Origin of the sequence: Enterococcus sp. DIV0358 (genome assembly GCF_051713465.1) — a bacterium.
Lineage (GTDB): Bacteria > Bacillota > Bacilli > Lactobacillales > Enterococcaceae > Enterococcus > Enterococcus faecalis.
This window is the reverse complement of sequence record NZ_JBIOPX010000001.1, coordinates 480,865-504,517: the sequence shown is the minus strand read 5'-3', so window position 1 is coordinate 504,517 and position 23,653 is coordinate 480,865. Positions and strand designations below refer to the sequence as shown.

Annotated in this window: 21 protein-coding genes; 3 read left to right on the top strand and 18 right to left on the bottom strand. The window is 36.8% G+C overall.

Annotated elements, in window-relative coordinates:
- Positions 1–78: 78 nt before the first annotated feature.
- Entirely contained in the window at positions 79–2,076 is a 1,998-nt protein-coding gene (uvrB, locus tag IGK70_RS02520; RefSeq protein ID WP_104855879.1) for an excinuclease ABC subunit UvrB, read from the bottom strand.
- 278 nt (positions 2,077–2,354) lie between these two features.
- On the opposite strand from uvrB, the gene IGK70_RS02515 reads away from it, so the two are divergent.
- Together IGK70_RS02515 and IGK70_RS02510 are read left to right on the top strand one after the other, a co-directional pair.
- The gene (locus IGK70_RS02515) at positions 2,355–4,523 is read left to right on the top strand and encodes an amino acid ABC transporter substrate-binding protein/permease (RefSeq protein WP_002355617.1); all 2,169 of its coding nucleotides are present in this window, start codon (positions 2,355–2,357) and stop codon (positions 4,521–4,523) included.
- Between the two features lies 1 nt (position 4,524).
- On the top strand, positions 4,525–5,262 hold the full coding sequence (locus IGK70_RS02510) for an amino acid ABC transporter ATP-binding protein (protein ID WP_002355616.1): 738 nt from the start codon (positions 4,525–4,527) through the stop codon (positions 5,260–5,262).
- Positions 5,263–5,309: 47 nt separating this feature from the next.
- Here the strand turns inward: IGK70_RS02510 and IGK70_RS02505 are convergent, their stop codons facing one another.
- The 15 genes from IGK70_RS02505 to IGK70_RS02435 all read right to left on the bottom strand — a co-directional run bounded on the left by IGK70_RS02505 (position 5,310) and on the right by IGK70_RS02435 (position 21,853).
- A complete protein-coding gene (locus IGK70_RS02505; protein ID WP_002361276.1) occupies positions 5,310–6,029 on the bottom strand; it encodes an MgtC/SapB family protein in 720 nt (239 codons plus the stop codon).
- A 35-nt stretch (positions 6,030–6,064) separates the two neighbouring features.
- Positions 6,065–7,969, bottom strand: a complete 1,905-nt coding sequence (locus IGK70_RS02500) for a heavy metal translocating P-type ATPase (RefSeq protein WP_002386153.1) — start codon at positions 7,967–7,969, stop codon at positions 6,065–6,067.
- 109 nt (positions 7,970–8,078) lie between these two features.
- Positions 8,079–9,527, bottom strand: a complete 1,449-nt coding sequence (locus tag IGK70_RS02495; RefSeq protein ID WP_002358731.1) for a helix-turn-helix domain-containing protein — start codon at positions 9,525–9,527, stop codon at positions 8,079–8,081.
- A 3-nt stretch (positions 9,528–9,530) separates the two neighbouring features.
- Positions 9,531–9,980 carry a hypothetical protein gene (locus IGK70_RS02490; protein ID WP_104855877.1) on the bottom strand — a complete coding sequence of 150 codons (450 nt, stop codon included), beginning with the start codon at positions 9,978–9,980 and terminating at the stop codon, positions 9,531–9,533.
- Positions 9,981–10,181: 201 nt separating this feature from the next.
- The gene (locus IGK70_RS02485) at positions 10,182–11,276 is read right to left on the bottom strand and encodes a DUF916 and DUF3324 domain-containing protein (protein ID WP_104874200.1); all 1,095 of its coding nucleotides are present in this window, start codon (positions 11,274–11,276) and stop codon (positions 10,182–10,184) included.
- A 75-nt stretch (positions 11,277–11,351) separates the two neighbouring features.
- The gene (locus tag IGK70_RS02480) at positions 11,352–12,092 is read right to left on the bottom strand and encodes a WxL domain-containing protein (RefSeq protein ID WP_220421685.1); all 741 of its coding nucleotides are present in this window, start codon (positions 12,090–12,092) and stop codon (positions 11,352–11,354) included.
- A gap of 22 nt (positions 12,093–12,114) precedes the next feature.
- Positions 12,115–14,214, bottom strand: a complete 2,100-nt coding sequence (locus IGK70_RS02475) for a lectin-like domain-containing protein (protein ID WP_104855875.1) — start codon at positions 14,212–14,214, stop codon at positions 12,115–12,117.
- A 19-nt stretch (positions 14,215–14,233) separates the two neighbouring features.
- Positions 14,234–15,013: a WxL domain-containing protein gene (locus tag IGK70_RS02470; RefSeq protein WP_002420004.1), complete on the bottom strand. Its 780-nt coding sequence runs from the start codon at positions 15,011–15,013 to the stop codon at positions 14,234–14,236.
- A 16-nt stretch (positions 15,014–15,029) separates the two neighbouring features.
- Positions 15,030–15,761, bottom strand: a complete 732-nt coding sequence (locus IGK70_RS02465; protein WP_010713875.1) for a WxL domain-containing protein — start codon at positions 15,759–15,761, stop codon at positions 15,030–15,032.
- Complete coding sequence (locus IGK70_RS02460) at positions 15,761–16,144, bottom strand: LPXTG cell wall anchor domain-containing protein (protein ID WP_162783044.1); 384 nt, start codon at positions 16,142–16,144, stop codon at positions 15,761–15,763. Before IGK70_RS02460 ends, IGK70_RS02465 begins: the two co-directional genes overlap by 1 nt.
- 178 nt (positions 16,145–16,322) lie before the next feature.
- On the bottom strand, positions 16,323–17,273 hold the full coding sequence (gene trhO / locus IGK70_RS02455) for an oxygen-dependent tRNA uridine(34) hydroxylase TrhO (RefSeq protein WP_002358723.1): 951 nt from the start codon (positions 17,271–17,273) through the stop codon (positions 16,323–16,325).
- Between the two features lie 546 nt (positions 17,274–17,819).
- Positions 17,820–18,530: a DUF1003 domain-containing protein gene (locus IGK70_RS02450; protein ID WP_010713876.1), complete on the bottom strand. Its 711-nt coding sequence runs from the start codon at positions 18,528–18,530 to the stop codon at positions 17,820–17,822.
- Positions 18,531–18,629: 99 nt separating this feature from the next.
- A complete protein-coding gene (locus tag IGK70_RS02445; RefSeq protein WP_104855873.1) occupies positions 18,630–19,796 on the bottom strand; it encodes a serine hydrolase domain-containing protein in 1,167 nt (388 codons plus the stop codon).
- A 152-nt stretch (positions 19,797–19,948) separates the two neighbouring features.
- Entirely contained in the window at positions 19,949–20,329 is a 381-nt protein-coding gene (locus tag IGK70_RS02440) for a VOC family protein (RefSeq protein WP_104855872.1), read from the bottom strand.
- 132 nt (positions 20,330–20,461) lie between these two features.
- Positions 20,462–21,853 (bottom strand): L-cystine transporter, encoded by a 1,392-nt coding sequence (locus tag IGK70_RS02435; RefSeq protein WP_002355598.1) that lies wholly within the window; start codon positions 21,851–21,853, stop codon positions 20,462–20,464.
- Positions 21,854–22,150: 297 nt separating this feature from the next.
- Between IGK70_RS02435 and IGK70_RS02430 the strand changes: the two genes are divergently transcribed.
- Positions 22,151–22,486, top strand: a complete 336-nt coding sequence (locus tag IGK70_RS02430) for a hypothetical protein (RefSeq protein WP_010827167.1) — start codon at positions 22,151–22,153, stop codon at positions 22,484–22,486.
- Positions 22,487–22,532: 46 nt separating this feature from the next.
- Here IGK70_RS02430 and IGK70_RS02425 read toward each other — a convergent pair whose 3' ends face one another.
- Entirely contained in the window at positions 22,533–22,919 is a 387-nt protein-coding gene (locus tag IGK70_RS02425; RefSeq protein ID WP_002358717.1) for a DUF1149 family protein, read from the bottom strand.
- Positions 22,920–23,030: 111 nt separating this feature from the next.
- On the bottom strand, positions 23,031–23,462 hold the full coding sequence (locus IGK70_RS02420; protein ID WP_104855769.1) for a hypothetical protein: 432 nt from the start codon (positions 23,460–23,462) through the stop codon (positions 23,031–23,033).
- Positions 23,463–23,653: the final 191 nt, after the last annotated feature.

Sequence of the window (23,653 nt, the reverse complement as noted above, 5' to 3'; positions counted from 1 at the left end):
TTCAAGTCATTCTATAGAGAAAAGATTAGTAAAAGATACGATGGTTCATCGTATCTTTTACTTAATCCGTTGGTTGACTTATTTGGCAGCTTTCAATTCAAGAATGGTATCTCGTAATGTGGCTGCAGTTTCGAAGTCTAATGCTTTGGCCGCATCTTTCATTTCTCTTTCAAGTTTCATTAATAAATCAGCTTTTTCTTGTCTTGATAAATCTTCATATGATTTATCCAATTGAACCACTGTTTCATCTTTATCAGCTGTTTTGGAAATAGAAATCAAATCACGAATTTCTTTAATAATTGTTTTTGGTTCAATGCCATGTTCTTCATTATATGCTTCTTGGATTGCCCGACGTCGTGCCGTTTCATCCATAGCTCGTTGCATCGAATCGGTGATTTTATCTGCATACATAATGACTTTTCCTTCGGCGTTCCGGGCAGCCCGTCCCATCGTTTGCACTAACGAGCGTTCACTACGTAAGAAGCCTTCTTTATCCGCATCTAGAATCGCAATTAAGGAAACTTCTGGCACATCGATTCCTTCACGTAATAAGTTAATACCAATTAGAATATCAAATTCGCCTAATCGTAAATCGCGAATAATCTCCGTTCTTTCCAGTGTTTTTATATCACTATGCAAATATTTAACTTTTAAGCCTAATTCTTTGAAATAGTCGGTTAAATCTTCGGCCATTTTCTTCGTTAAGGTTGTGACAAACACTCGCTGATCTTTTTCGATCCGTTCATGAATTTCACCCACCAAGTCATCAATTTGACCCATAATTGGGCGGATTTCTACTTCTGGATCTAGTAAACCTGTTGGTCGAATGATTTGTTGAACAACAGTCGCTGTTTGTTCCATTTCATAAGGGCCTGGTGTTGCCGATACATAAACAATTTGGTTTACATGTTGTTCAAATTCTTCTAAACGAAGCGGTCGGTTATCAAGTGCACTTGGTAAACGGAAACCATAGTCCACTAACATTTGTTTCCGTGCTCGGTCGCCATTATACATTCCTCTAATTTGCGGCATTGTTACATGAGACTCATCGATTACAAGTAAGAAGTCATCTGGGAAAAAGTCCAACAGCGTATATGGCGGTTCCCCTTCTTGGCGACCATCCATATGTCGAGAGTAATTCTCAATCCCTGACGTATAGCCCATCTCTCTCATCATCTCAATATCATAGTTGGTTCGCTGTTCCAAACGTTGGGCTTCCAATAATTTGTTTTCACTGCGAAGCACTTTCAAACGTGCCTCTAATTCTTCTTGGATCTGCGAAATGGCGTGTTCCATATGTTCTTCGTTCGTCACAAAGTGTGTTGCTGGAAAAATAGCGACATGCTCTGTTTCGCCGACAATTTCACCAGTTAACGCATCTACTTCACGAATTCGATCAATTTCGTCTCCGAAAAATTCAACACGTAGCGCATGCTCATCCCGTGAAGCTGGGAATATCTCAACCACATCACCGCGGACACGAAAACGCCCCCGTTGAAAATCAATATCATTTCGTTCGAATTGAATATCGACTAAGCTTTTTAGTAACTCATTACGATCCATTTCCATTCCCACACGTAATGAAACAACTTGTTGACTGTATTCCCGCGGATCCCCTAAACCAAAAATACAAGAAACTGACGCTACCACGATGACATCGTTTCGTTCCAATAAAGAACTTGTCGCTGAATGGCGTAGTTTATCAATTTCATCATTAATACTGGAATCTTTTTCAATATATGTATCACTTGAGGGTACATATGCTTCTGGTTGATAATAATCATAGTAACTGACAAAATACTCGACCGCATTATCTGGGAAAAATTCTTTAAATTCCCCGTATAATTGTCCAGCTAGTGTTTTATTATGTGCAATCACTAATGTTGGTTTGTTCACTTCTTGAATCACATTAGAGATTGTAAATGTTTTACCTGTTCCGGTCGCTCCAAGTAAAATTTGAGCTTTTTCTCCACCTTTGACACCGTCAACTAGTTCAGCAATAGCGGCTGGCTGATCTCCGGCAGGCTCATATTTAGAAGCCAAATGAAAGGTATTGGAAGTTTCTCTTTCGATCATTTATAACTCCCCCTCAAAGTGTCTAATTTCTCTTAAATTATCGGCCCATTCTGGCAGAATGTCCACTTATTAGTTTAACATACCGAACATATTTTCGCCACTTTTGCTGTTTCGGACTTCAACTGATCTTAATCTTTTGTTCTTAATTTCTATGTTACATTTCATAACATGTAATGTAAGGAAATTAGAGTTTTTTTCTCTTTTTAGCGTTCAAATACTTGTCAGCTTCCTATTTCTTACTATATAATTGTTCAATATGCAAAACTAGGAGGTATTTTATGAAAAGGAAACACTTTTTACTTTCTTTCTTTGTGATGATGGTAACTCTGCTAACATTCATTAGTGGCACTTCAGCACATGCAGAAGGAAAGAAATATACAATTGGAACGGATTTAACATTCGCCCCTTTTGAATTCCAAGACTCAAAAGGAAAATACATTGGTATTGACGTTGATTTATTAGATGCGATTGCCAAAGATCAAGGTTTTGAAGTGGATTTAAAACCATTAGGCTTCGATAGTGCAGTCCAAGCGATTCAGTCTAAACAAATTGATGGCATGATTGCTGGAATGAGTATTACGGATGAGCGAAAAAAATCCTTTGATTTTTCAGATCCATACTTCGATAGCGGTTTACAATTAGCGGTTAAAAAAGGAAACGACAAAATTAAATCATATGATGATTTAAAAGGCAAAACGGTTGCGGCTAAAGTTGGAACTGAAAGTGCCAATTTCCTTGAAAAAAATAAAGAGAAATATGACTACACCATCAAAAATTTTGACGATGCAACGGGTCTTTATAAAGCCTTAGAAAACGGCGAAGCGGATGCAATCGTTGATGATTATCCTGTATTGGGCTACGCAGTGAAAAATGGCCAAAAATTACAATTAGTTGGCGATAAAGAAACAGGCAGTTCTTATGGTTTCGCAGTGAAAAAAGGTCAAAACCCTGAATTAATCAAAAAGTTCAACGCTGGTTTGAAAAATCTTAAAGACAATGGTACTTATGATAAAATTTTAAACAACTACTTAGCGACAGGTGATGAAACAAACACACAAGACGCTGGCGAACAGATGAAAAAAATCACTCCTAAAAAAGAGAAATATGTGATTGCTAGTGATTCTACGTTTGCTCCGTTTGAGTTTCAAAATGCCCAAGGCGATTATGTCGGAATTGATGTAGATTTAGTCAAACGTGCAGCTGAATTGCAAGGTTTTACTGTTGAATTTAAATTTATTGGTTTTAGTTCTGCTGTCCAAGCTGTTGAATCTGGTCAAGCAGATGGGATGGTTGCAGGCATGACGATTACGGATGATCGTAAAAAAGCCTTCGACTTCTCTGTTCCTTACTTTGATAGCGGCATTCAAATTGCGGTCAAAAAAGGCAATGACAAAATTAAATCGTATGATGATTTAAAAGGCAAAAAAGTCGGCGTAAAAATTGGTACTGAAAGTGCTGATTTCTTAGAAAAAAATAAAAAGAAATATGATTACTCAATTAAGTATTTAGACACAACTGATGCATTATACAGTGCATTAGAAATTGGCGAAGTTGATGCCATGATGGATGATTATCCTGTCATTGGCTACGGGGTTGCGCAAAATCAACCACTAGCGACACCAATTCCTCGTGAAAAAGGTGGTTCTTACGGTTTTGCTGTCAAAAAAGGGCAAAATCCTGAACTACTTGAAATGTTTAACGAAGGCTTAAAAGAAATGAAACGTACAGGTGAATACGATAAAATTATCGGCACTTACGTGAAAGATGGCAACGAAGCCAAAGAAGAAACAGCTGACGAATCTACGTTTGTTGGCTTCATGCAAAACAACTGGAAACAATTGTTACACGGTTTATGGATGACGATTCTATTAACGTTGATTTCCTTCGTACTTGCTTTAATTGTCGGCGTTATTTTCGGATTATTCAGCGTTTCACCAATCAAAGCATTACGTGTACTTTCAACCATTTATGTTGATTTAATTCGTGGAATTCCTTTAATGGTCTTAGCGTTCTTCATCTATTTCGGATTACCTGGTGTGCTTGGCTTTAATATCCCGGTCTTCATTGCTGGGATTATCACATTAACTTTAAATGCCAGTGCCTATATTTCTGAAATTGTGCGCGGCGGAATCAAAGCTGTTCCAGTTGGCCAAATGGAAGCTTCAAGAAGTTTAGGTCTTTCCTATAATCGGACAATGCAAAAAATTATTTTACCACAAGCGATTCGCATTATGATTCCTTCCTTCATTAACCAATTTGTTATTTCATTGAAAGATACAACTATCCTTTCAGCAATTGGCTTAATCGAACTACTACAAACAGGAAAAATTATTGTTGCTCGGACATTACAAAGTACAATGGTTTACTTCGTTATTGCGTTAATCTACTTAATTTTAATTACTAGTTTAACTAAATTAGCGAAAAACCTTGAAAAGAAGGTGAACTAATATGACTGAAAAAATCTTAGTTGAACATTTAGTAAAAAAATATGGTGACAACACGGTCTTAAACGACATTAATGTTTCTATTAACGAAGGCGACGTAGTCTGCGTCATCGGTCCTTCTGGTTCTGGTAAAAGTACTTTTTTACGTTGCTTGAATCAATTAGAAGAAGCTTCTAGCGGAGACATTATTATTGATGGTGCGAACTTGACAGATAAAAATACGGACATCAACCAAGTCCGTCAACATATCGGCATGGTTTTCCAACATTTCAATTTGTTTCCACATTTATCTATTTTAGAAAATATTGTTTTAGCACCAACCGATTTAGGTCGCTTGTCAAAAGACGAAGCGGAGAAAAAAGCGTTAGAACTTTTAGAACGTGTTGGATTGGCAGATAAAAAAGATGCCTATCCAGATTCTTTATCTGGTGGTCAAAAACAACGTGTCGCAATTGCACGTGCGTTAGCGATGAATCCTGATATTATGCTTTTCGATGAGCCAACATCAGCCCTTGATCCAGAAATGGTTGGCGACGTTCTTGGTGTAATGAAAGATTTAGCAAAACAAGGAATGACAATGGTCATCGTTACTCACGAAATGGGCTTTGCAAAAGAAGTGGCTAACCGAGTAATGTTCATTGATGGCGGTAACTTCCTAGAAGATGGTTCGCCAGAGCAAGTCTTTGAAAATCCTCAAAACCCTCGAACAAAAGATTTCTTAGATAAAGTATTAAATATTTAAACAAAAGCACTTGGCGCGCGCTAGCGCCCAAGTGCTTTATTTTATGGTTAAATTGTTTCCGTGACAGAGACAGATTGAACGTGCCCTTTTTCTTTTAAGAGATGGTGCAAGTTGGAATGCCAGAAATCTTCTTTGCCTACATAAGAAATCTTTGCTGTCACTGCCTCTTGTTCTGATTCCAAAGTCAATTCTACTAAGCGCTCCCCTTTTTCTAAAGAAGCTTGAAGTTGTTCATGCAGTCGGCTTTCTTTAATCATGGGTTCCTTCATTTTTACGATAAGCTGCAATCTTTTTAAAGGAGTTTTTCGTTTAAAATGGGCCAGAGCTAATACTAGCAAAGTCGCCACGAGATTGATAAACGCAATGGTTAAAAAGCCCATCCCAATGACTAAACCAATAATAGTAACATTCCACATCATTACTGCTGTCGTTAACCCAGAAACTTTCCTTTCTCTAAAAACGATAATCCCCGCACCGAGAAAGCCTACACCACTAATCACTTGGGCGCCATATCGTGTAATATCCATAGAAATAATGGACGCCAAGGCGCTATTTTGTTTCACCACATCGACTAAAATATCCACCGATTGAATCTGTAAAATGGAAATCGTACAGGAGGCCAAACATAAAATGGCATTACTACTAATACCGAAGCCTTTTCTTTTAATACTTCTTTCTAACCCAATCAAAGCTCCAAAAACCACGGCTAGAGCCATCCGAATGACAACGTCGGTGAGAGAAAGTTCAATCATTTTTAAAGAATTCATCGCTTTCTCTCCTTTCTTGCAAGTGACTATTTGGCTTATTTTGTATTAACTAATAAACGCAAGCCATTAAAAATGACCACTAAGGTACTTCCTTCATGAATAAGTACGCTAAATGCGATATTCGCAATACCTAAAAAGTTCAAGATAATTAACGTTGCTACCACTAACATTGAAAAAATAATATTTTGCTGCACAATTTTATTCAAGCGTTTTGAGACACGGTGAGCATAGCCTAATTTAGAAAGATCATTTTTCATCACTACCACGTCTGCAACATCGATAGCAATGTCTGTACCATCCCCCATCGCCACTCCGATATCAGCATTCACTAAAGCGGGCGCATCGTTAATGCCATCACCAACCATCCCAGTCATTCCTACTTCGCGTTTTAATTGATCAACAATCGCTGATTTTTCCTCAGGTAAAACATTAGCAAAAACTTGGTCCACGCCTACTAAGCGGCCAACTGCTTCACCCGTAAGTTTTGCATCTCCTGTAATCATTGTTGTTTCAATATTTTGTGACTTGAAATAGTGAATGGCGTTCATTGCTTCTTCATTAGGAACATCCATCAATGCCACTAAACCAATCACTTGTTCATTTTCGGCAAAGTACACTACCGTTTTGCCTTCACTCGCTAATTTCGTTGTTTGTTTCTCAATGATTGTTGGCACTTGTTCGAAACTAGATGGTTTACCAATTCTAAAAGTTGTGTCTGCAATGGTCGTTACTAAACCCACCCCGACAATATTTTCTACTTCTAAATTTAAAGCCGTTGTTTCTGCTTCAAAGCGATTAACAATCGCCGTCGCCAATGGATGATTGGATTTTTTCTCCATATTTGTTAAAACAGCTACTAATTCGTCTTGGCGATCTTCTAAGCCATCAACAAAAAGATAATCTGTGACCTCAGGTTTGCCTTTTGTTAGCGTGCCTGTTTTATCAAAAGCGAGTGCTTTCACTTCAGCTAAATTTGATAAGAATGAGCCACCTTTAAACAAAACGCCTTGTTTCGCTAAATTGGAAATTCCTGATAAAGTTGCCGGAACGGCACTCGCTGCTAAAGCACAAGGGGAGGCAGCAATTAAGAAGACCAAGCCTCTGTAAAAACTTTCAGCCCAAGTCAATTGGAAAAGTAATGCGCCACCTAAAACAATTAGTGGAAAAACTGCTAAAACTAGTGTGACATATTTCGGTTCAAATCGTTTAATTTTGCTTGCAATTTCTGATTGATTTTCTTGTGATTGGTTCACGAGCTGTACGATTTTTGCAAAAACTGTTTCTGAACTATCTTTCGTTACTTCAACAACAATTGTGCCTGAACCGTTCATAGTACTACCAAAAACTGGGTCCCCACTATTTTTTTCTTTGGGAATACTTTCCCCATTAATAGATGATTCATCCACAGCGGTACTTCCTTCAATCACGACGCCATCTGTCGGAATTTGCGCACCATTGAGGACTTGCACGCGGTCACCAATCTTCAATTGTTCAACTGACACAGTTTGAATTGAGCCGTCGTCTGTTATCAGGCGAGCTTCTGTTGGATTTAAATTTAATAGTTTTGTAATTTCACGTTGGCTTTTGCCTTGGGCATAATCTTCAAGGAAATGCGCCGCCGCAAAAATCAAAATCAACAATGCTGATTCTTCAAAACTTCCCATTAATGCTGAACCAACTGCAGCTAAGGTCATTAACAAATGAATATTAGGCGAAAACTTTCGATTGTTTTTCGTATCCCGATACGTATCTCCAAAGCCTTCCCCAATAATATGATAACCAGCTAAAATAGCAGCTAACGAGAAAAGAATATTTTTCACTAAGAGCATGTTCCCTAAAAATAAACCGATAAAGAAAAGAGCCAATCCTGTAAAAAAGAGAATAACTGGAACGTTTTTACCTTTTTCTTCATGTGTGTGTGCACCTGTTTGTTTTGACATTGTTATGCGCCTCCTCATTAATGTTTTTCTATTCATATGAATGTATATTCATATTATAAAACACTTGGGTGGTTTTGTAAAGACTTAAACACAAAGACAAGCGATGATTCTATTCGATAGGATCACCGCTTGTCTTTGTCGATTCTTTTTGTTGTTGATATTTTTCTTCTTGAATAGTCAATAATGATTGCGTTAAATTGACCCAATCAATCGAACGAGGTGGATCCAGCCAAACCATAACTTTACTCTGTTCTTCTTGATACAAGTTATTTAAATTGGTAATCACCACATCTGGTAAGGTATCTGATAACGGGTCAATAATTTCTACATTTAAATTCACATAGACGGATAAATTTTTTTTGATGAATTGGTTATACTCTTTTCCATAAGAAAAATCAATTAGGACCTTGGCTGGCTCTGCAATTAAATGAACCGGAACATGATTAATCAGCAACAATAGATAGTTAAAAAACAAACAGTGATTGGCTTTCGCAATTTTTTTATGTTTTGCTGTTAACCAACGAATATATTCAATTAAATAAAAATAAAATTCCGGATATGTTTGCTTAAAAAACTGTAAATCCATTTCAAAATCGTCAAACATATTAATCGGAAAGTAAATAACATTGAAATGAATAATTGCTAACCCTTCTTCTAGAGTATTCCTTGTTGACTCCTCTAAACAATTAAATGCTTTTTCAAAACTTCCAATGAAAACACGAGTTAGGCTTTCAATCGTAGGATCTTCGTGAATGACATATTTTTTCTCTAGTTTGCCATGCAAATATAAGAAAAAAACAATCGTATACGTTAATGATTTTGAAGCCAATGCCCATGCCACTTGCGATTTTTTTATTAGTTCCTCTGAAAATGTATTCAGTGCACGCGTATCGATCCCTTCCACCGCACGTCCTTCGTTGTTAATCATAATAGCTAAATAATGGAAAAAATTGCGTCGCTCATAGGTGGTGAAAGTATAGTTTAACTCAACAGACTGTAATACACGTTTCGCTTCATTATAAACTTTTACCGAATATAGTTCGGAAATTGGTTGATTGGAAAGCGTGAACAATTTATACAAAAAAAATGAAATTGCTTTTTGATTGCCGACAATTTCCCGCTTACTAAAATAGATCTGATACTCCTTTAAGGCTTTTTTTAGCCGCTGTAAGGTACTATACGCCACAGAGGTGCTGACATGATTACATTCAGCAAACTTTGTCAAACTATAATTCCCTCTAAAGTAAGACAAGACTAATTTAAAAGAGAGCGATTCTGTTAAGTATTTCGTGAGCAAAAGTTTACTTGAATAGTTTCCATCAATTTCAAGTGTAACATCTACATCAGAAACGACTAAAGTTAAGCTGTCGCTTAACTTTAGATTGTCAATATCTGCTTTTAATTTTTCTAATGTTTTTTTGACTAAAAAATTCGACATTGATAATTCTTCGCGAAGTGCAATAAAAGTACCTGATAGCGTGGGACTTTCTTCTAAATGCCTTAGCAAGGAATAACTTCGTTGATCTTCTTTATTTAAAAAAATTTCATAATTCATCATTTATCAGTTCTTTCTCCCATAAATAGCCGTTCCTACTAATTCCTGTATGAAATTCAAGTAAAAAGTGTTTTGCCCCTCCGTTCCAGCACCGCCTGTGCTATTTGGTACAATGGTGATATGGCTAGCATCAAATAATTCATCCGTGAAAAATACTTGATGCTGACTTTTCTTGGAAGAAGGCCTTTCTTCATTTGTTTTTGGATTATTGGTTGTCACTTCTTTTTTACTAACGTCTTCGCTACTTTCTTCCGCTTGCGTTTCGCTAGTAATAGTACTTTCATTTGTTTCTTCCATTTTTTCTGGTGTGCCAGTATTCTCAATCGGATAAATTTCTTCTGTTGGATTGGTCGGATTATAAATTGGATTCTGTTCTTCTGCTGCTTGCACAGTGGTTACTTGAAAAAACGAGAGTAACAATGTACTCCATAATAGTAAATGTTTGTATTTATCCATTTTTCTCACATATATTGCCAAATACTTTAGCTACATAACAAAACAAAAAATATAACTAGTAAAGTGGTATCAGACGATATTTAACAATACTCCTTCTTATTATTTCTTTTTTTGAGTTAGGTTTGTTGAATAAACTGCATGTTTGATAAGTAAAAACAAACAAAAACGTTGCCGATAATCAAATCAAAAATTAACTACTCTTTATATTTCTCTTTCGTTTTGTTCCTGTTTCTTTTTTCGCCAAATCAACCAGGCAATGATTAAAATCACTATCAATAATAGTAGTAAGCCAATCAGCAAATATAAATTTGAATGATTTTCTTTTAAGGTCACATCTTTTTCATTTAATTCTTTGGCAACTTCGCCATTAATTGTAAAGTCTTTTTCAAATTGCCATTGATTTCTAAAAGATATCGATTCATTGTTTATTGATTTTTTAAATGAGCCTACAGCATCTTTATTCCCAACAACGGTCATAGACAAATGATAATCTCCTGGCTTAAGTGGTTGCCCTTTTAGCGCAATAGGAACAGAAAAATTGGTATTTGGCGCAATTTGCATGTTTGCTTTTTCCTCTTTATATAAAACTTCTTCATGTCCCTTTTTGGTAATCTCTGCCGAAAAGGCAACTTGGTTAATATATGTTTTTTGATCATTTTGTAGATTGACTAAAATCACATTTCTAGCATTAATCTGTCCTGGTGAGACTTTTTTCAAAAGTAAATTCGGCTCAACCTTTTTTTTATTTTGTTGCATCAATAATGCAACGACATACGAATATTCATTTTTAATGGATAACCCCTGACTCTTATCGTCTTGGCGTTTGCCTTCATCCGACGTTTCTTCTTTAAAAGTGATACCACTAGCTAACACTCCATCAAAGGGTGTATTAGGCATTTTGACGTTAATAGAAACCGTTTGTTCACTTTTCGGTTTTAAACGAACTGAGCTAGGGTATTGAACGTAGTCTTTTATATCAAACGCTAAACTTTGATCTTTTTTCCCCTTATTTTCACCATACTCCACGATTACATTTGAATTGGTAATGGCACTATTGATGGAAATACCTACCTTTACTTCTTTATCTGTATCATTGCGCAAGTTCACTTTCAACTCAGTTTCTTCATTTGGTGCTAGTAATAAATCAAAGTAAGTTTTTTCTTTATCTACTTGTTTTTCTGATGGAATAGGCGTAACCGCGAAATTAAATTCACTGGCAAAACCATTGCTAGGTACTAACGCTAAAAGAATTAGTAGTATCGGAAAAAAAAGAAATCGTTGTTTTTTTCTGTTCAAATTATTTACTCCTTTTCTATATGTAGTGAATAGCAGGTAACCATGTTCCCCGCTATTCTTCTTTTTAAAATTCGTTTAATTTCCTGGAGCGTCTGTCAACGTCCATGTTAATTTTGTGACGTATTTTTCAGCGTATTTGGTTGTAGAACCTGGAACAGTTAACTCAATACTTTTAGCAGCTGTAGTTGCATCTGTTCCCCAATCAAATAAATAAGTTCCTGCACCGTTTCCTTTTGCTGCACTCATTACATCTGATTGACTACCATCTGAATTCAACGTGATTGTGGCTGGGCCTGTTGGTTTACCTGAATCTGAAGCAGTCACTACATTTCCGTTTTTAAACGTGATAGCTGCCCCAGTCAATTCTTTACCAGAAGTTGATTTAAATTGTCCTTCTTGTTTCACTTTTAATGACCAGCCAGCTTCGGTTCCACGGTTATCTGTTACTTGGACATAGTTAGGCCCTTCTTTGACTTCATCGGTTGCGCCTACCGTCTTGTATTTTTGGGTAGCAGCAAAATAAGTCTGATCCTTCGACGTGATTTTTTGAACACCGAAGTCTAGACTTGACGCATAATCAATTGACAACGGACCGTTTGTTCCTGGATTAGGACCTTCAGGATCTGTTGGGTCAATAGGATCAACTGGATTAGTTGGATCCGTTGGGTCAACCGGATTAGTTGGATCTTCACTTGGTGTAAATTCTACGATACCATTAGATGTATAACTACCGCCATCTTCTGCAAAGGCTTGAGAAGTCATGCCTAAGCTCCCTAAAATAAATGTGGATAAACATACTGTTGTTACTTTTTTCATTTTCTTTTCTCCATTCTTTTCTTTAATTTCCTGGTACGTCTTCTAACGCCCAAGATAAACGAGCTTTAAATGTTCCAACTCTTTGATAAGCTACAGGAACATTGATTTGAATTCCTTGTTGTTTTGATTCATCAAGTAATGCTGTTAAATCTGTTTCACCTTTCTGATTACTTTCTAAAAGCGTAATTGCCTCATTTGTAATCTGAGAGCTTCCAACAGTTGAAACGAAAGAAAAAACATCTGGCATTACAATTGAATCATTTGTTAACGGTTGCGTTTGCTTTAGTTGCAAGCGCCAATTATTTGCGTTACGTTCATCCACGACTTTGAGTCCTTCGGTGGGATGCCCAAGTTTAATTAGTGGTTGATTACGTATCTTTTCCGTACCAAAAGTAATCTGTTTTGGTGCCTCTTTAAAATATAGTTCCCCTAAACGATAGTAAAAATAAATATCTTTTGTTTCCTCTGTCATTATTCCTTCCGTATTGCCCGAGTCTTTTGTAAAAACATAGCCAGAAATATCTAGGGGTTTTTCTTGATAGGGTGCACCAATTTTCCCTGTAACACTTTTAGGTGGGGCAATATCTTTATCTTCCGCGTCTTTATAAAAAACGGTTACTGTTTTTTCTGTTGGTTTAGGAATAGTAATCGTTACATTATTTGACTTTTGCAGTAAGGTTCCTTCTTCATAATAGTCAAAGTTCATAGTTAAAACTTTTTCGGGCGTATTATCTTGAAGGGTTGTTTTTAATTCAATCATCATGTCCTTCTTTAAAACTAGGTAGTCATTTAAAGCAATTGTTAAGTGATTCCCTGTTTGTGTCAGATCTTTGGCTGCTACCTTTTTACCATCAATCATTAATGAATTTTCTTCATATGCTAATTCATCAGGTAAGTCAATGCTTACTTGCGGTTGACGATCTTCGATAAAGTCATTGTCAATATTCAACGTATTCCGTAGTCTCACCTGATCATTTTTCACTGCTTCAACAGCTGAGCTAAATTCCTGACCATTCACGCTAAGGGCTGCTTGTGACGTAACGTTGGTAGGAATTTGTGTCATTGCTAAAGCATTCTCTTGGTATTTGCCACCTGTGGATGATGTAAAGCCCCAATAAACCGTTGTTGCGCCAAATTGTGCATTTAAATCTGAAACTACATACGTATTCGTGCCCACACCTTCTAAATCATATGTTAATGCTTTGGTTGCGGCATTCCAATGAACAGTCAACATGCGCCAGGTTCCATTAGATAGATAGGTTGGCGCAACAGTGACGCCTGAATGCTCCCCTGTATAGCTGTTGTTATTAGCTTTCGGAGTGACAAAAGCTAAATGCCCATTTCCCTTATCTTGTGAAATTTCTCGGTCCATTCGGTTGGAACTACCAGTATTTTTATAGGTATCAAACTCAATCGATAAGGCATTTCTAACATAAGGTTGACCAGCTTTCGTGGAGTATGCACCGATTCCCATCCCAGGTGAACCAATGACTTCTTGAGGCGTTGTGGACATTCTAGGATCATTCGTTAAGGTAAAGGTCATACCATCACCAGCATTTGCATACTCGTTTCCTAAATACAAATAACTTTTAAAGGTAAAATCCGACAATAAACTGATTGGTTTTTTTGACCAAATAGCTCCTTTTTGTGATTTAACAGCTGGGTTTAGTTGTAATAACTTCCCACCTTCTAAAATACTTGTTGCATTTCCAATTGGCTCTTGAAATACCTTGTCGATTGGAATGATATTAGGATCATCAGGCAATGAAGTAGCGTATGGCGCAGCCAACATGCGCGGCTGTGGTTCAACTATCGCCGATTCCGTTACACTGTTATCGTCATCCTTTTGTTGTTTGCTAGGTTCTAAAGTAGCCGTTGATTGGTCTGTTTCTGCTGGATGATTATCGGTTGTTGTTGTCGTTTCTAGGGAAGGTTCTTGCTCTAATGTTTCCGAGTGAGAAGGAGCGCTAGTTGCCTGATCATTGGCCGATTCCTCCACTATTTCCCGATTGACTTCGTTGATATTTGTCGAAGGATTACTAATCGCTTCGCTAGTAATAGGCGCAAGGAGTAGTAAGAATAAACTACTTGCCAAAAAGACTAGGCTTTGTTTGTTTCGCATCTCTCTTCACCTCTACTTTTTAAATTCCTGGTACATCCGTCAACGTCCACAATAATTTTGTTTGATATTTCACGGCATCTTTAGGGGTTGACCCTGGTACTGATAGCGCGACATCTTTTGTAACATTAACATTGTGTACCGTATTGGTTTCATCGCGTTCTGCAACCACTTCTACTTTGCCCCAATAAGTAGCCCAAGTTCCCGCACCAGTTCCTTGCTTCGCAGCTGCCACTAGCGATGCGGTCCCTGGAACAAGGGCAATCTTATTTGTTGCCTCTGGTTTCACAACATTTTGCGCATTACTATTAACAGTCGGGTTAGCTAAAGAAATTTGCGCACCTGTCAACTGACTATTTAAAGTCGCCTTTGTTGCTTTAAATTGCTCCTTTTGCGTAACCGTTAAAGACCAACCACTATTGGTTCCTCTATTATCAGAAATTTGCACAAAATTTGGTGTATCTTTTTGATTTTCTTGATATTGCTGTGCTCTTGCAAAATATACTTGGTCTTTATTCGAAATACGATTTTTCCCAAAGTCAAAACTTGAAGCATAATCAATAGACAGTGGTCCTTGGGTACCAGGATTGGGACCTTCTGGGTCTGTTGGATCAATTGGTTTGACTGGCTTTTCTGGATCGGGATTTTCTGGATCAACCGGCTCTGTCGGATCTACGTTCGGAATAAATTCTACTAAACCATTCGAACGATACTCTTTTGGCTCCTCTGCCTTCGCTTGTAAGGACCAACCAGCAACTGCAAATGTACTGCATAGAACGATTCCTGTGAATTGTTTTTTCATTGCTTTTCTCCTTTATTTAATTATTAACGGGAGTATCTTCTAATGCCCAAACTAACTTCGTTGAATATTGTTGTGCAAGCTTTACAGATTTTCCGGGAACGAATAATTGGACAGCTTCTTTATTTGTTGCTTCATTTGAACCAAAGCGATAAACCCAAGTCCCAACACCTGTTTCTTTTTTAGCGTTCATCGCTAGATTATTATTTACACCAGGTGTTAAGGAAATAGTACTACTGACTTCAGTAGGTTTATATTTTTCATCCACCATTGAGGCAGCTTCTGCCTTTGTAAACGTTAATTGAGCGCCGACTAGTTCTTCTCCAGTAGCTGTTTTAAATTGTTCAGGTTGGGAAAGCGTTAGTTTCCATCCTGCTAACGTTCCTCTTTTATCAGTTACTTGTACATAGGTTGGTTTTTTTGAACCATCTTTCATTTCATCTGGCGCAGCATAATACGTTTGATCTGCCGTAGAAATCTTTTGTGTACCAAATTTAAATTTTGACCCATAATCAATTGATAAGGCACCACCCGTTCCTGGCCCTGGAGGATCAATTGGGTCTACTGGATCAGTAGGATCGGGATTTTCTGGATCAACTGGCGGTGTGATTTCGTTATCGCCTGCTTCAAAAGTAATTGTGCCTTCCGTATTGTATTCTTTCGGAAAAGTTTCTGCTGCTGATGCGTTTATTGCTTGAAACCCTACGCCTAAAAGTATGGTTGCCGATGTAAGTAAAACAGTTTTTTTCATTAAATAAGCTCCTTCTCTCGTTTCATTTTATTAATTAAATAAATGACTCCCCCCAACAAATTAACTCCTATCAAGGAATACAGCAGATTTTCAGACTCGCCTGTTTTAGGTAAAACTGCTTGTCCAGAAGCAGTTAAATTGTTTCTTCCCTGTTCTTCTGATTGTTGGGTATCCGCTACGTCATTTGACTCTTTTTCATTCTCATAAACGTAGGTACCATAGAAGCTCGCTTGACCATTTGATTCATAATTATTTTCTTCAGCCATAACGCTTTTTGTTTGCAACCCAATGATCAATAGCCCTAAACATACCAAACTAAACCTTTTTATGATTTTCATCTGAATTCCTCCTTCCCCATTTTCAACATTGACTGGCCCAGCCAATAAACATTATATAAAAGAAATATTTATTAGATTTTTTTATTTTTTTCAGACGCTTTTAAAAAATAAAATGGTTTCAGCTAAGAAAGCTTTAAAATCAATACTTTTAAAGACAAAAAAATAAACAAAAAAACTTCAAAAAATAATTTTCGAAGTTTTTTTGTTTATTTTTTTATTATTTTTATACTTCAACCGCTTCTAACAAAGCTAAACGTTCAGCAACTTCTGCTTCTGTTAAATTATATTTTTTTACATAACGGTTGGCAGGATGCTGGCTACATTCTAATGAGCAGCCGCCTAAATGTTTATGTTCATTTTCTTCTGAAGTTAAGATTTGACGATTACATTCTGGGTTTGCACAGTTAATGTAGCGTTCGCAAGGTGTCCCATCAAACCAGTCTTTCCCAATAACTTTTTTATCAACATGATTAATTTCGACACTGATTCGGTCATCAAAGACATACATTTTGCCGTCCCAAAGTTCGCCACGTGTTTCTGGATTTTTTCCATAGTTGGCGATACCACCATGCAATTGAGCAACATCTTCAAATCCTTCTTTTAATAACCAGCCAGAAAATTTTTCACAGCGAATCCCGCCAGTACAATAGGTAACAATTTTTTTATCCATAAATTGTTCTTTGTTCTCGCGAATCCATTGTGGTAACTCACGGAAGCTACGGATATCTGGGCGCACGGCACCACGGAAATGACCTAAATCATATTCATAATCGTTACGAGCATCGATTACAACAGTGTCTTCGTCTAGTAAGGCTTCTTTAAATTCTGCAGGTTCCAAATATTTCCCCGTCGTTTCTAATGGATCAACGTCTTCTTCTAAGTTCAACGCCACTAATTCAGAACGTGGGCGAACAAACATTTTGCGGAACGCCATTTCTTCTGCTGGATCAATTTTAAAGAATGTATCCTTAAAGCGCTCATCTGCTTGCATTGCTTCCATGTACTTTTCTGTTTCTTCGACAGTACCAGATAACGTTCCGTTAATCCCTTCTGTCGCTACTAAAATACGGCCTTTTAAATTTAATGATTTGCAAAAAGCTAGATGCTCTTTCGCAAAAGCTTCTGGATCTTCAATTGTTGTATATTTGTAATAAAGTAATACTTGGTATTTCATCTTGTTTTCCCCTTTTGTATAAAGTCATTCTATCCCATTATACGGTGAATAAAAAAGGGAAAGCGATTATTTTGCTTGTGTATTTACACACAATAAAAAAAGCCTGATAAACGGCGGGAACAGAACCAACACTACGCGTTGCTTCGATCTCAACAACTTCTAAGATGTTTTCTCGACATGCGTCTCGTCACAGTACAGCCTTCAAAAGAGCTACAGCTCTAAGAGTTGCGATGTTTCACTGTGAAGCATGAACAGATGAAATCATCGTACCTACTTGGTGAAGGTCCTTCGGAAATAAGCCGAAATTGTTGAGAATCACGAAGAACGTAGTGATTCGATGATGAACAATACCTACTTGGTCTCCAAAAATTAAAGAGCACCGGGTAGGTATCATGCAACATCAACTCGTACCTCGTTGTGTTTTATGACAATTTTCGGAAATTTCTTCTTATTGCTGAGAAACACTATTTGCAAAGCAAATAGATGTTGAACAGTACCTACTTGGTTCTCGGAGCTAAACGGTTCTGTCCTGACCTCTTCTATATACTACTCCTTTTCAGAAGTCGCGGCGAGTTGTTCTTGCAATTCACCTAAAAGTTCAATTTGAATATTTTGGATTTTTACCAAATTTTCTAGTTGATTATTGATAATATAATCCATTTTCTCATGTAATAAATTAATTTCTACTTCTGCTTTTAAGTTAATTTTATAATCATTATTCGCTTGTTCTCTATCACGGGCTTCTTGTCTGTTTTGACTCATCATAATAATCGGTGCTTGGATAGCTGCTAAACAAGATAAGGCGAGATTTAGCAAAATATAAGGATATTTGTCAAATGGTTGTCCCAATAAAGTGGTAGAGTTAATCACGATCCAAGCAATCAACACGAAGCAAAAGAAGCCAATAAACACCCAGCTACCGCCAAATTTAGCAATGGTATCCGCTGCTCGTTGGCCAAAGGTTAATTTCTTTTCCATCTTTTCATTCATATTATTGGAAATCAGCTTATCTTCTTTGATATGTTGAACCACCAATTCATTCAGTTGTTGGATTTTTTCAGAATCATTTGCGACCAATTGTTTCATGTAATCCAAACGATAATTAAGTAACTCCGCCAATGTAATCATCGATTCAGCTGTCAATTGTGGATTGTTTTGGAGAATAAAAGCTTGCGTTTCCTGTTCTATATCTTGAAGATAAATGTTTTTTTTCGTTGATTCACCAATAACAACTTGTTTATTTTTTGATCGCTTCATCTTCGTCACTCCCTTTGATTGTTTTTCCCTTTATTTTAATATAAAGTCTCTCAGAAGAAACCTAAAAAGGCTTTGGGAGTGATCGTTGTTGCTTCTGCTTTAAAATTTAACAGTTAAATTGGTTACATCATGGAACAACGAACCAATTAATTCTTTGTATTTCGCTGGATTCACACAATTAGTTAGCAATATGACCCCGGTTTTCATATCTTTTGAAAATAAAACCAGGGCTTGTTGACCCGCTTCAACGCCGTGTAAGCGTAAATAATTATCATGAACATAGATGCCGCCATGATAAGAACTTTGCTGAGAAGACGTCCATAATTTTTGCAAAAGTGCGGTGGAAACTAAATGTCCACTCATTAATTGATGTAAGTACCAATACAAATCACCTGTCGTCATATCCACATTCCCAGTCCCAAATTCATGGGCAAAACTAGCTGCAGGAATCGAGAGCACTTGGTTATATGAATTATCTTCTGTCCATTTATAACTTGTTGAATTATTGGGCTGTTCCAATAAGGTTTCATAGAAGCCAAAATTCTTTAAACCAGCCGTTTTGTGATAAAATTTATTAAATAATTCTTGATAGGTACGTTGATACATTTTCTCTAACATTCCTGCTAAAAGGACAAAATTTACTGGGGAATAATTGTATTTTCCTTTATTGACTTGAATGGTATTTTGTTTAACAAATTGAATAATTTCTTCATCGGTAACGATATTATTAGGCATTGCTGATAACTTTAAACCGCTTGTCATATTCAACATATCGCTAATCGTAATGTCCTCAGCACCTTGTACTTGCGGATAAAACGTAGCGAGTTTTGTATCTAATGTAAGTTTACCTTCTTCAATTGCTTTTAAGATCAAGGTTGTGGTAAAAGATTTTTGAATTGAGCCAATCTGAAACCTTGTGTTTGGCGTGTTGGCTTGTTGCTTTTCAAAATTGGCAAAGCCATATCCTTTATTTACTAAAACCTGATCATCTTTAATGATCAAAGCCGAACCAATATAATTTGTTTCTTGAATTTTTTGATCAAGTTCGCCACTATCTGGTGCAACTATTTCTTTCGTTAAATTCGCATAATTATCACTTCGGCGATCTTCTTCCAAGACCACTTTCGATTCTTGACTAACTTGTGAATCTCTAGTGAAAAAGAACGTTTTTATTAAATAACCACTACCACCAATCACCACCAACAAACATACTATAAAAAGCCAATTCACTCCTCCATGTCTTTTCTTTGCATGTCGTTTACGCATACCGCTTACCTCCGCCTATTCTATTAACAGCATTATCATACGCTATATTTTCATGAAAATTACAGATTTTAGTAAAATTTATAAAACTTTCAACTTTTATAAAAAACAGCTTGGCACCAGAATCAATCTAGATTCCAGTGCCAAGCTGTTTTTTATTTACTTTCTTGCCCCATCACAGCAAAGTAATTATCATCGTTATCTGCAAAATTAAAAACTAAGCCTGTTGGCAATTGAACCATTTCACCGACAGTAACGCTAGCCTCTTGCATTTTTTTATAGAGACCAATGATATCATCGCTAGCAAACATTAAAGAAGGGGTATTCCCCGCCACTTCTGGTGAATGTTTTTGAATAAAGGCCAAATCATATAAAACAATAATCGCTTCTGCTGATTCACTTGGCGCAATTTCTACCACCAATGTGCCGTCAACTTCCTCTCTTTCCTTTTCAACAAAGCCAAACGTTTGCCAAAATTGACTAGATTCCTCAACATTATTCACATATAACATAATCTTTACTTGGTTTGAAAACATTCCTTCACGTCCTTTTGAATTTAGTTAACAACTTATTATATACGTTCTTTTAAATAATTACTGCACTTTCGCTTAAAATCAAAAAAAAGTGTTTGAGCAAGACATTGCTCAAACACTTTTCGTTTTATTGATTTAGATATTTGCATCTAAGACAACGTCGCGATCATTTAAGACATCACGATCTAACTCATGAATACGAGCACTTGTTAACACACCTGCAACCATACTATCGTTAACGTTAACAGCTGTCCGCGCCATGTCAATAAGTGGTTCAACCGAAATTACTAAACCAACAATTGCAACTGGCAAGTTCATTGCGCCTAAAACAATCAGAGAAGCAAAGGTTGCTCCGCCGCCGACACCGGCTACGCCAAATGAACTGATTGTGACAACTGCTACTAACATTAAAATAAATTGTAAACTAAAGACATCAATTCCAACAGTTGGTGCAACGATGGTTGCTAACATAGCTGGATAAACGCCGGCACAACCATTTTGTCCAATAGATAAACCGAAACTACCAGCAAAGTTTGCTGTGGCATCATCGACACCTAATGCTTTGGTTTGTGTTTCAATATTTAATGGTAAAGCTCCTGCACTTGAACGAGAAGTAAAAGCAAAGCTCAAGACTGGAAAAACTTTTTTTAGATACGTAACTGGATTGACTTTTAAAGTAATTAAAATCAACATGTGAATGGCAAAAACAATGATTAAGGCCACATACGATGCCAACACAAATTTACCTAAGTTAATAATCGCAACAAAATCACTTGTTGCTACAACATTAATCATTAACGCTAACACGCCATAAGGGGTCAAGCGTAAAACTAAGGTAACAATTCGCATGGTAATTTTATATAAACTATCAATTAAATTTGCAAAAAATTCAGCTTCTTTTGGCGCTTTACGACGAACGCCTAAATAAGCGACACCAACAAACGCAGCAAAGATTACCACCCCAATGGTACTCATTGGTCGTGTTCCCGCAAAGTCAGCAAAGACATTTTTAGGAATGAATGAAACGATTTGTTGGGGAATCGTCAAATCTTGAATCGCATCTTGACGCGTCGCTAACTCGGCAATTCTTGACGTTTCTGCAGCACCTTGCGTGAATTTTGCCCCTTGAAGACCAAACGCTAAGGTTGTTCCAATCCCCACCAAGGCAGCTACTGCTGTTGTTCCTAGTAAGGTGGCTAACACATTAAAGCTAATTTTTCCTAATTTATTGGATTCTTTCATTTTTGTAAATGCACCTACGATAGATACAAATACTAACGGAATTACGAGCATTTGTAGAAACGCTACATAACCATTACCTACAATCCCGATCCATTCCATTGATTGCGTAGTAATTTTACTGTCTGTACCAAAAGCAAATTGAATAATTGCACCTAAAACAATCCCCACGCCCAATGCTGAAAAGACACGTGTTGAGAATTTTAAATGTTTCTTTTGCATTTGGTAGAAACCGAATAACACAGCAATAAATGCAAGGATCACTAATACAGTGATGAATGTTGTCATTTTAGTTCCTCCCTATGTTTTTAATGACAAGTACATCAAAGGAAGTAAAGGTTCCCGGTACTCACTCTCCAGTAAATACCCTGAAAACAGCAAACTGTTTCCAGTGATAGTTCTATTGTACCTTATTTTATAGCAAATAGTGGGATAATTTGCTTACTTTTTGATAGAAAATAACCGTTGCGATAGTTTAAAACTATCACCAAGCGTTGTTTTACTAGTCACTGTAAAAATAATTTGTTTTTTGTCCTCTTTCTTTTAAGCTGACGTGGTATACTTAGTTCTAGGAGGTGTAAGCGTATGCAAAAAATTTGTTGGATCCTTTCTGTCAACCGTGATGGAGCGACGTTATTTGTGGGAAGCCCTGCAAATGCGGGTCCTTGGCTCTTTTCAAATAAAGAGCAGCAAAACATCAAAGCCTTTTTTCAACCAACCTATGAAATTGACTTTATCAGTTATGATGTTCTTTCAGAGGAAGTACCAGAAGCTGCGTTCATTTTGTACAATGAAATGCTCGCTCCCTATCTTCCCGAAAAAATCACCAAAGTTGGACAGCCGATTGCTTATATGGATATCGCTACAAAAAATTATGAACAGTTTAAAAAGGCTTTGGTTGCTAAACCTTCACAGGAATAAAAACAGCGTTTGTAACGGAATCCGTTACAAACGCTGTTTTTAAAGTTTAAGCTTCTTCTGATTGTTGAAAATTCAATTGGACACCTGGACGATCCAGAGCAATTTCAGTTACTTCATAAGATAAACGTTCGACGATGCTAAATAAAGGACGTACAAGTTCATCGACTTCTTCTTGCGAAATATCTTCTTGTTTTTCAATTTTACGATCAATAATGTGATTAATTTGACTAATCGCCCCTGATAAAACAAATTCGTCAAAGACAATTCGAAATTCTAAGCGAGCAACAAGTGCTGAGCTATTTTCTGGATAATTTTCTTCTTCTACTTCAATTGGTGAAAAACTAACACGTAAATCTGTCTCTACTTCTGAATCAGGTACTCGCATATCATAATGATACGCTTCAACAATTTCTTGTTGGCGTTTAATTTCCATTGTTTTTCTCTCCTTTTTTAACAAGATATTCCCCTTTTAGAATATCCAATGGTTTCTTTTCTCAAGTATACCACAAGTCCGAAAGTTGCCTAGACCAAAAAACACAGAAGGTCAGACTTTTTTGATAAATTGATTTTGGCAGTTTGAACAAGTGACTTTGATTGTTCCTCGTCCTTTCGGCGCACGTAATGACTGCTGACATTTTGGACATTTAAAATAACGATACTCTTTCTGAGTCATATGTCGCTTGCGAAAAGCATGAACTTTTTGCATTAGGTGTTGTTTTCGAAGAATAAACCGTTGATTTTCATTCAATCGCGGGTGAATATGTTTTGAAAAAAAGCGATAATACACGTAGGCGACTGTGATTAAAATCAATAATCGAACCCAAAGATAGCCAGTAAAAATATTGATGAGCGCCAGCACAACACTTGTTAGCAACAGCGTTCGATTCAATTCATCGAACCGGGCATAACGTCCTTGTAAAAATCGTTGCGCTTTTTTGCGCCAACGTAGAATGCGTTCAAACCAAATTTGGCCCATTTATCTTCCTTCTTTCGAGCATTATTTTTTGAATAAATGATTGATTTACAGAAACTTTCAATCAAAATTTACACTTACTAAGTCCAAATTTTGAACAACTGTTGGTTATTTTCGATGGTATACTTCTAGAGAAGTCAGGTCAACCGATGAATGACTTCGTTGATAATAGCTACCGCTATTTTATACAAACT

Bases quoted from the DNA above. Each gene is read 5' to 3' on its own strand.
- IGK70_RS02445 (WP_104855873.1), bottom strand. From the start codon at position 19,796: ATGCGTAAACGACATGCAAAGAAAAGACATGGAGGAGTGAATTGGCTT.
- IGK70_RS02440 (WP_104855872.1), bottom strand. From the start codon at position 20,329: ATGTTTTCAAACCAAGTAAAGATTATGTTATATGTGAATAATGTTGAG.
- IGK70_RS02465 (WP_010713875.1), bottom strand. From the start codon at position 15,761: ATGAAAAAAACTGTTTTACTTACATCGGCAACCATACTTTTAGGCGTA.
- IGK70_RS02475 (WP_104855875.1), bottom strand. From the start codon at position 14,214: ATGCGAAACAAACAAAGCCTAGTCTTTTTGGCAAGTAGTTTATTCTTA.
- IGK70_RS02505 (WP_002361276.1), bottom strand. From the start codon at position 6,029: ATGAATTCTTTAAAAATGATTGAACTTTCTCTCACCGACGTTGTCATT.
- IGK70_RS02435 (WP_002355598.1), bottom strand. From the start codon at position 21,853: ATGACAACATTCATCACTGTATTAGTGATCCTTGCATTTATTGCTGTG.
- trhO (WP_002358723.1), bottom strand. From the start codon at position 17,273: ATGAAATACCAAGTATTACTTTATTACAAATATACAACAATTGAAGAT.
- IGK70_RS02480 (WP_220421685.1), bottom strand. From the start codon at position 12,092: ATGAAAAAAGTAACAACAGTATGTTTATCCACATTTATTTTAGGGAGC.
- IGK70_RS02430 (WP_010827167.1), top strand. From the start codon at position 22,151: ATGCAAAAAATTTGTTGGATCCTTTCTGTCAACCGTGATGGAGCGACG.
- IGK70_RS02495 (WP_002358731.1), bottom strand. From the start codon at position 9,527: ATGATGAATTATGAAATTTTTTTAAATAAAGAAGATCAACGAAGTTAT.
- IGK70_RS02470 (WP_002420004.1), bottom strand. From the start codon at position 15,013: ATGAAAAAACAATTCACAGGAATCGTTCTATGCAGTACATTTGCAGTT.
- IGK70_RS02425 (WP_002358717.1), bottom strand. From the start codon at position 22,919: ATGGAAATTAAACGCCAACAAGAAATTGTTGAAGCGTATCATTATGAT.
- IGK70_RS02420 (WP_104855769.1), bottom strand. From the start codon at position 23,462: ATGGGCCAAATTTGGTTTGAACGCATTCTACGTTGGCGCAAAAAAGCG.
- IGK70_RS02515 (WP_002355617.1), top strand. From the start codon at position 2,355: ATGAAAAGGAAACACTTTTTACTTTCTTTCTTTGTGATGATGGTAACT.
- IGK70_RS02490 (WP_104855877.1), bottom strand. From the start codon at position 9,980: ATGGATAAATACAAACATTTACTATTATGGAGTACATTGTTACTCTCG.
- IGK70_RS02510 (WP_002355616.1), top strand. From the start codon at position 4,525: ATGACTGAAAAAATCTTAGTTGAACATTTAGTAAAAAAATATGGTGAC.
- IGK70_RS02500 (WP_002386153.1), bottom strand. From the start codon at position 7,969: ATGTCAAAACAAACAGGTGCACACACACATGAAGAAAAAGGTAAAAAC.
- uvrB (WP_104855879.1), bottom strand. From the start codon at position 2,076: ATGATCGAAAGAGAAACTTCCAATACCTTTCATTTGGCTTCTAAATAT.
- IGK70_RS02450 (WP_010713876.1), bottom strand. From the start codon at position 18,530: ATGAAGCGATCAAAAAATAAACAAGTTGTTATTGGTGAATCAACGAAA.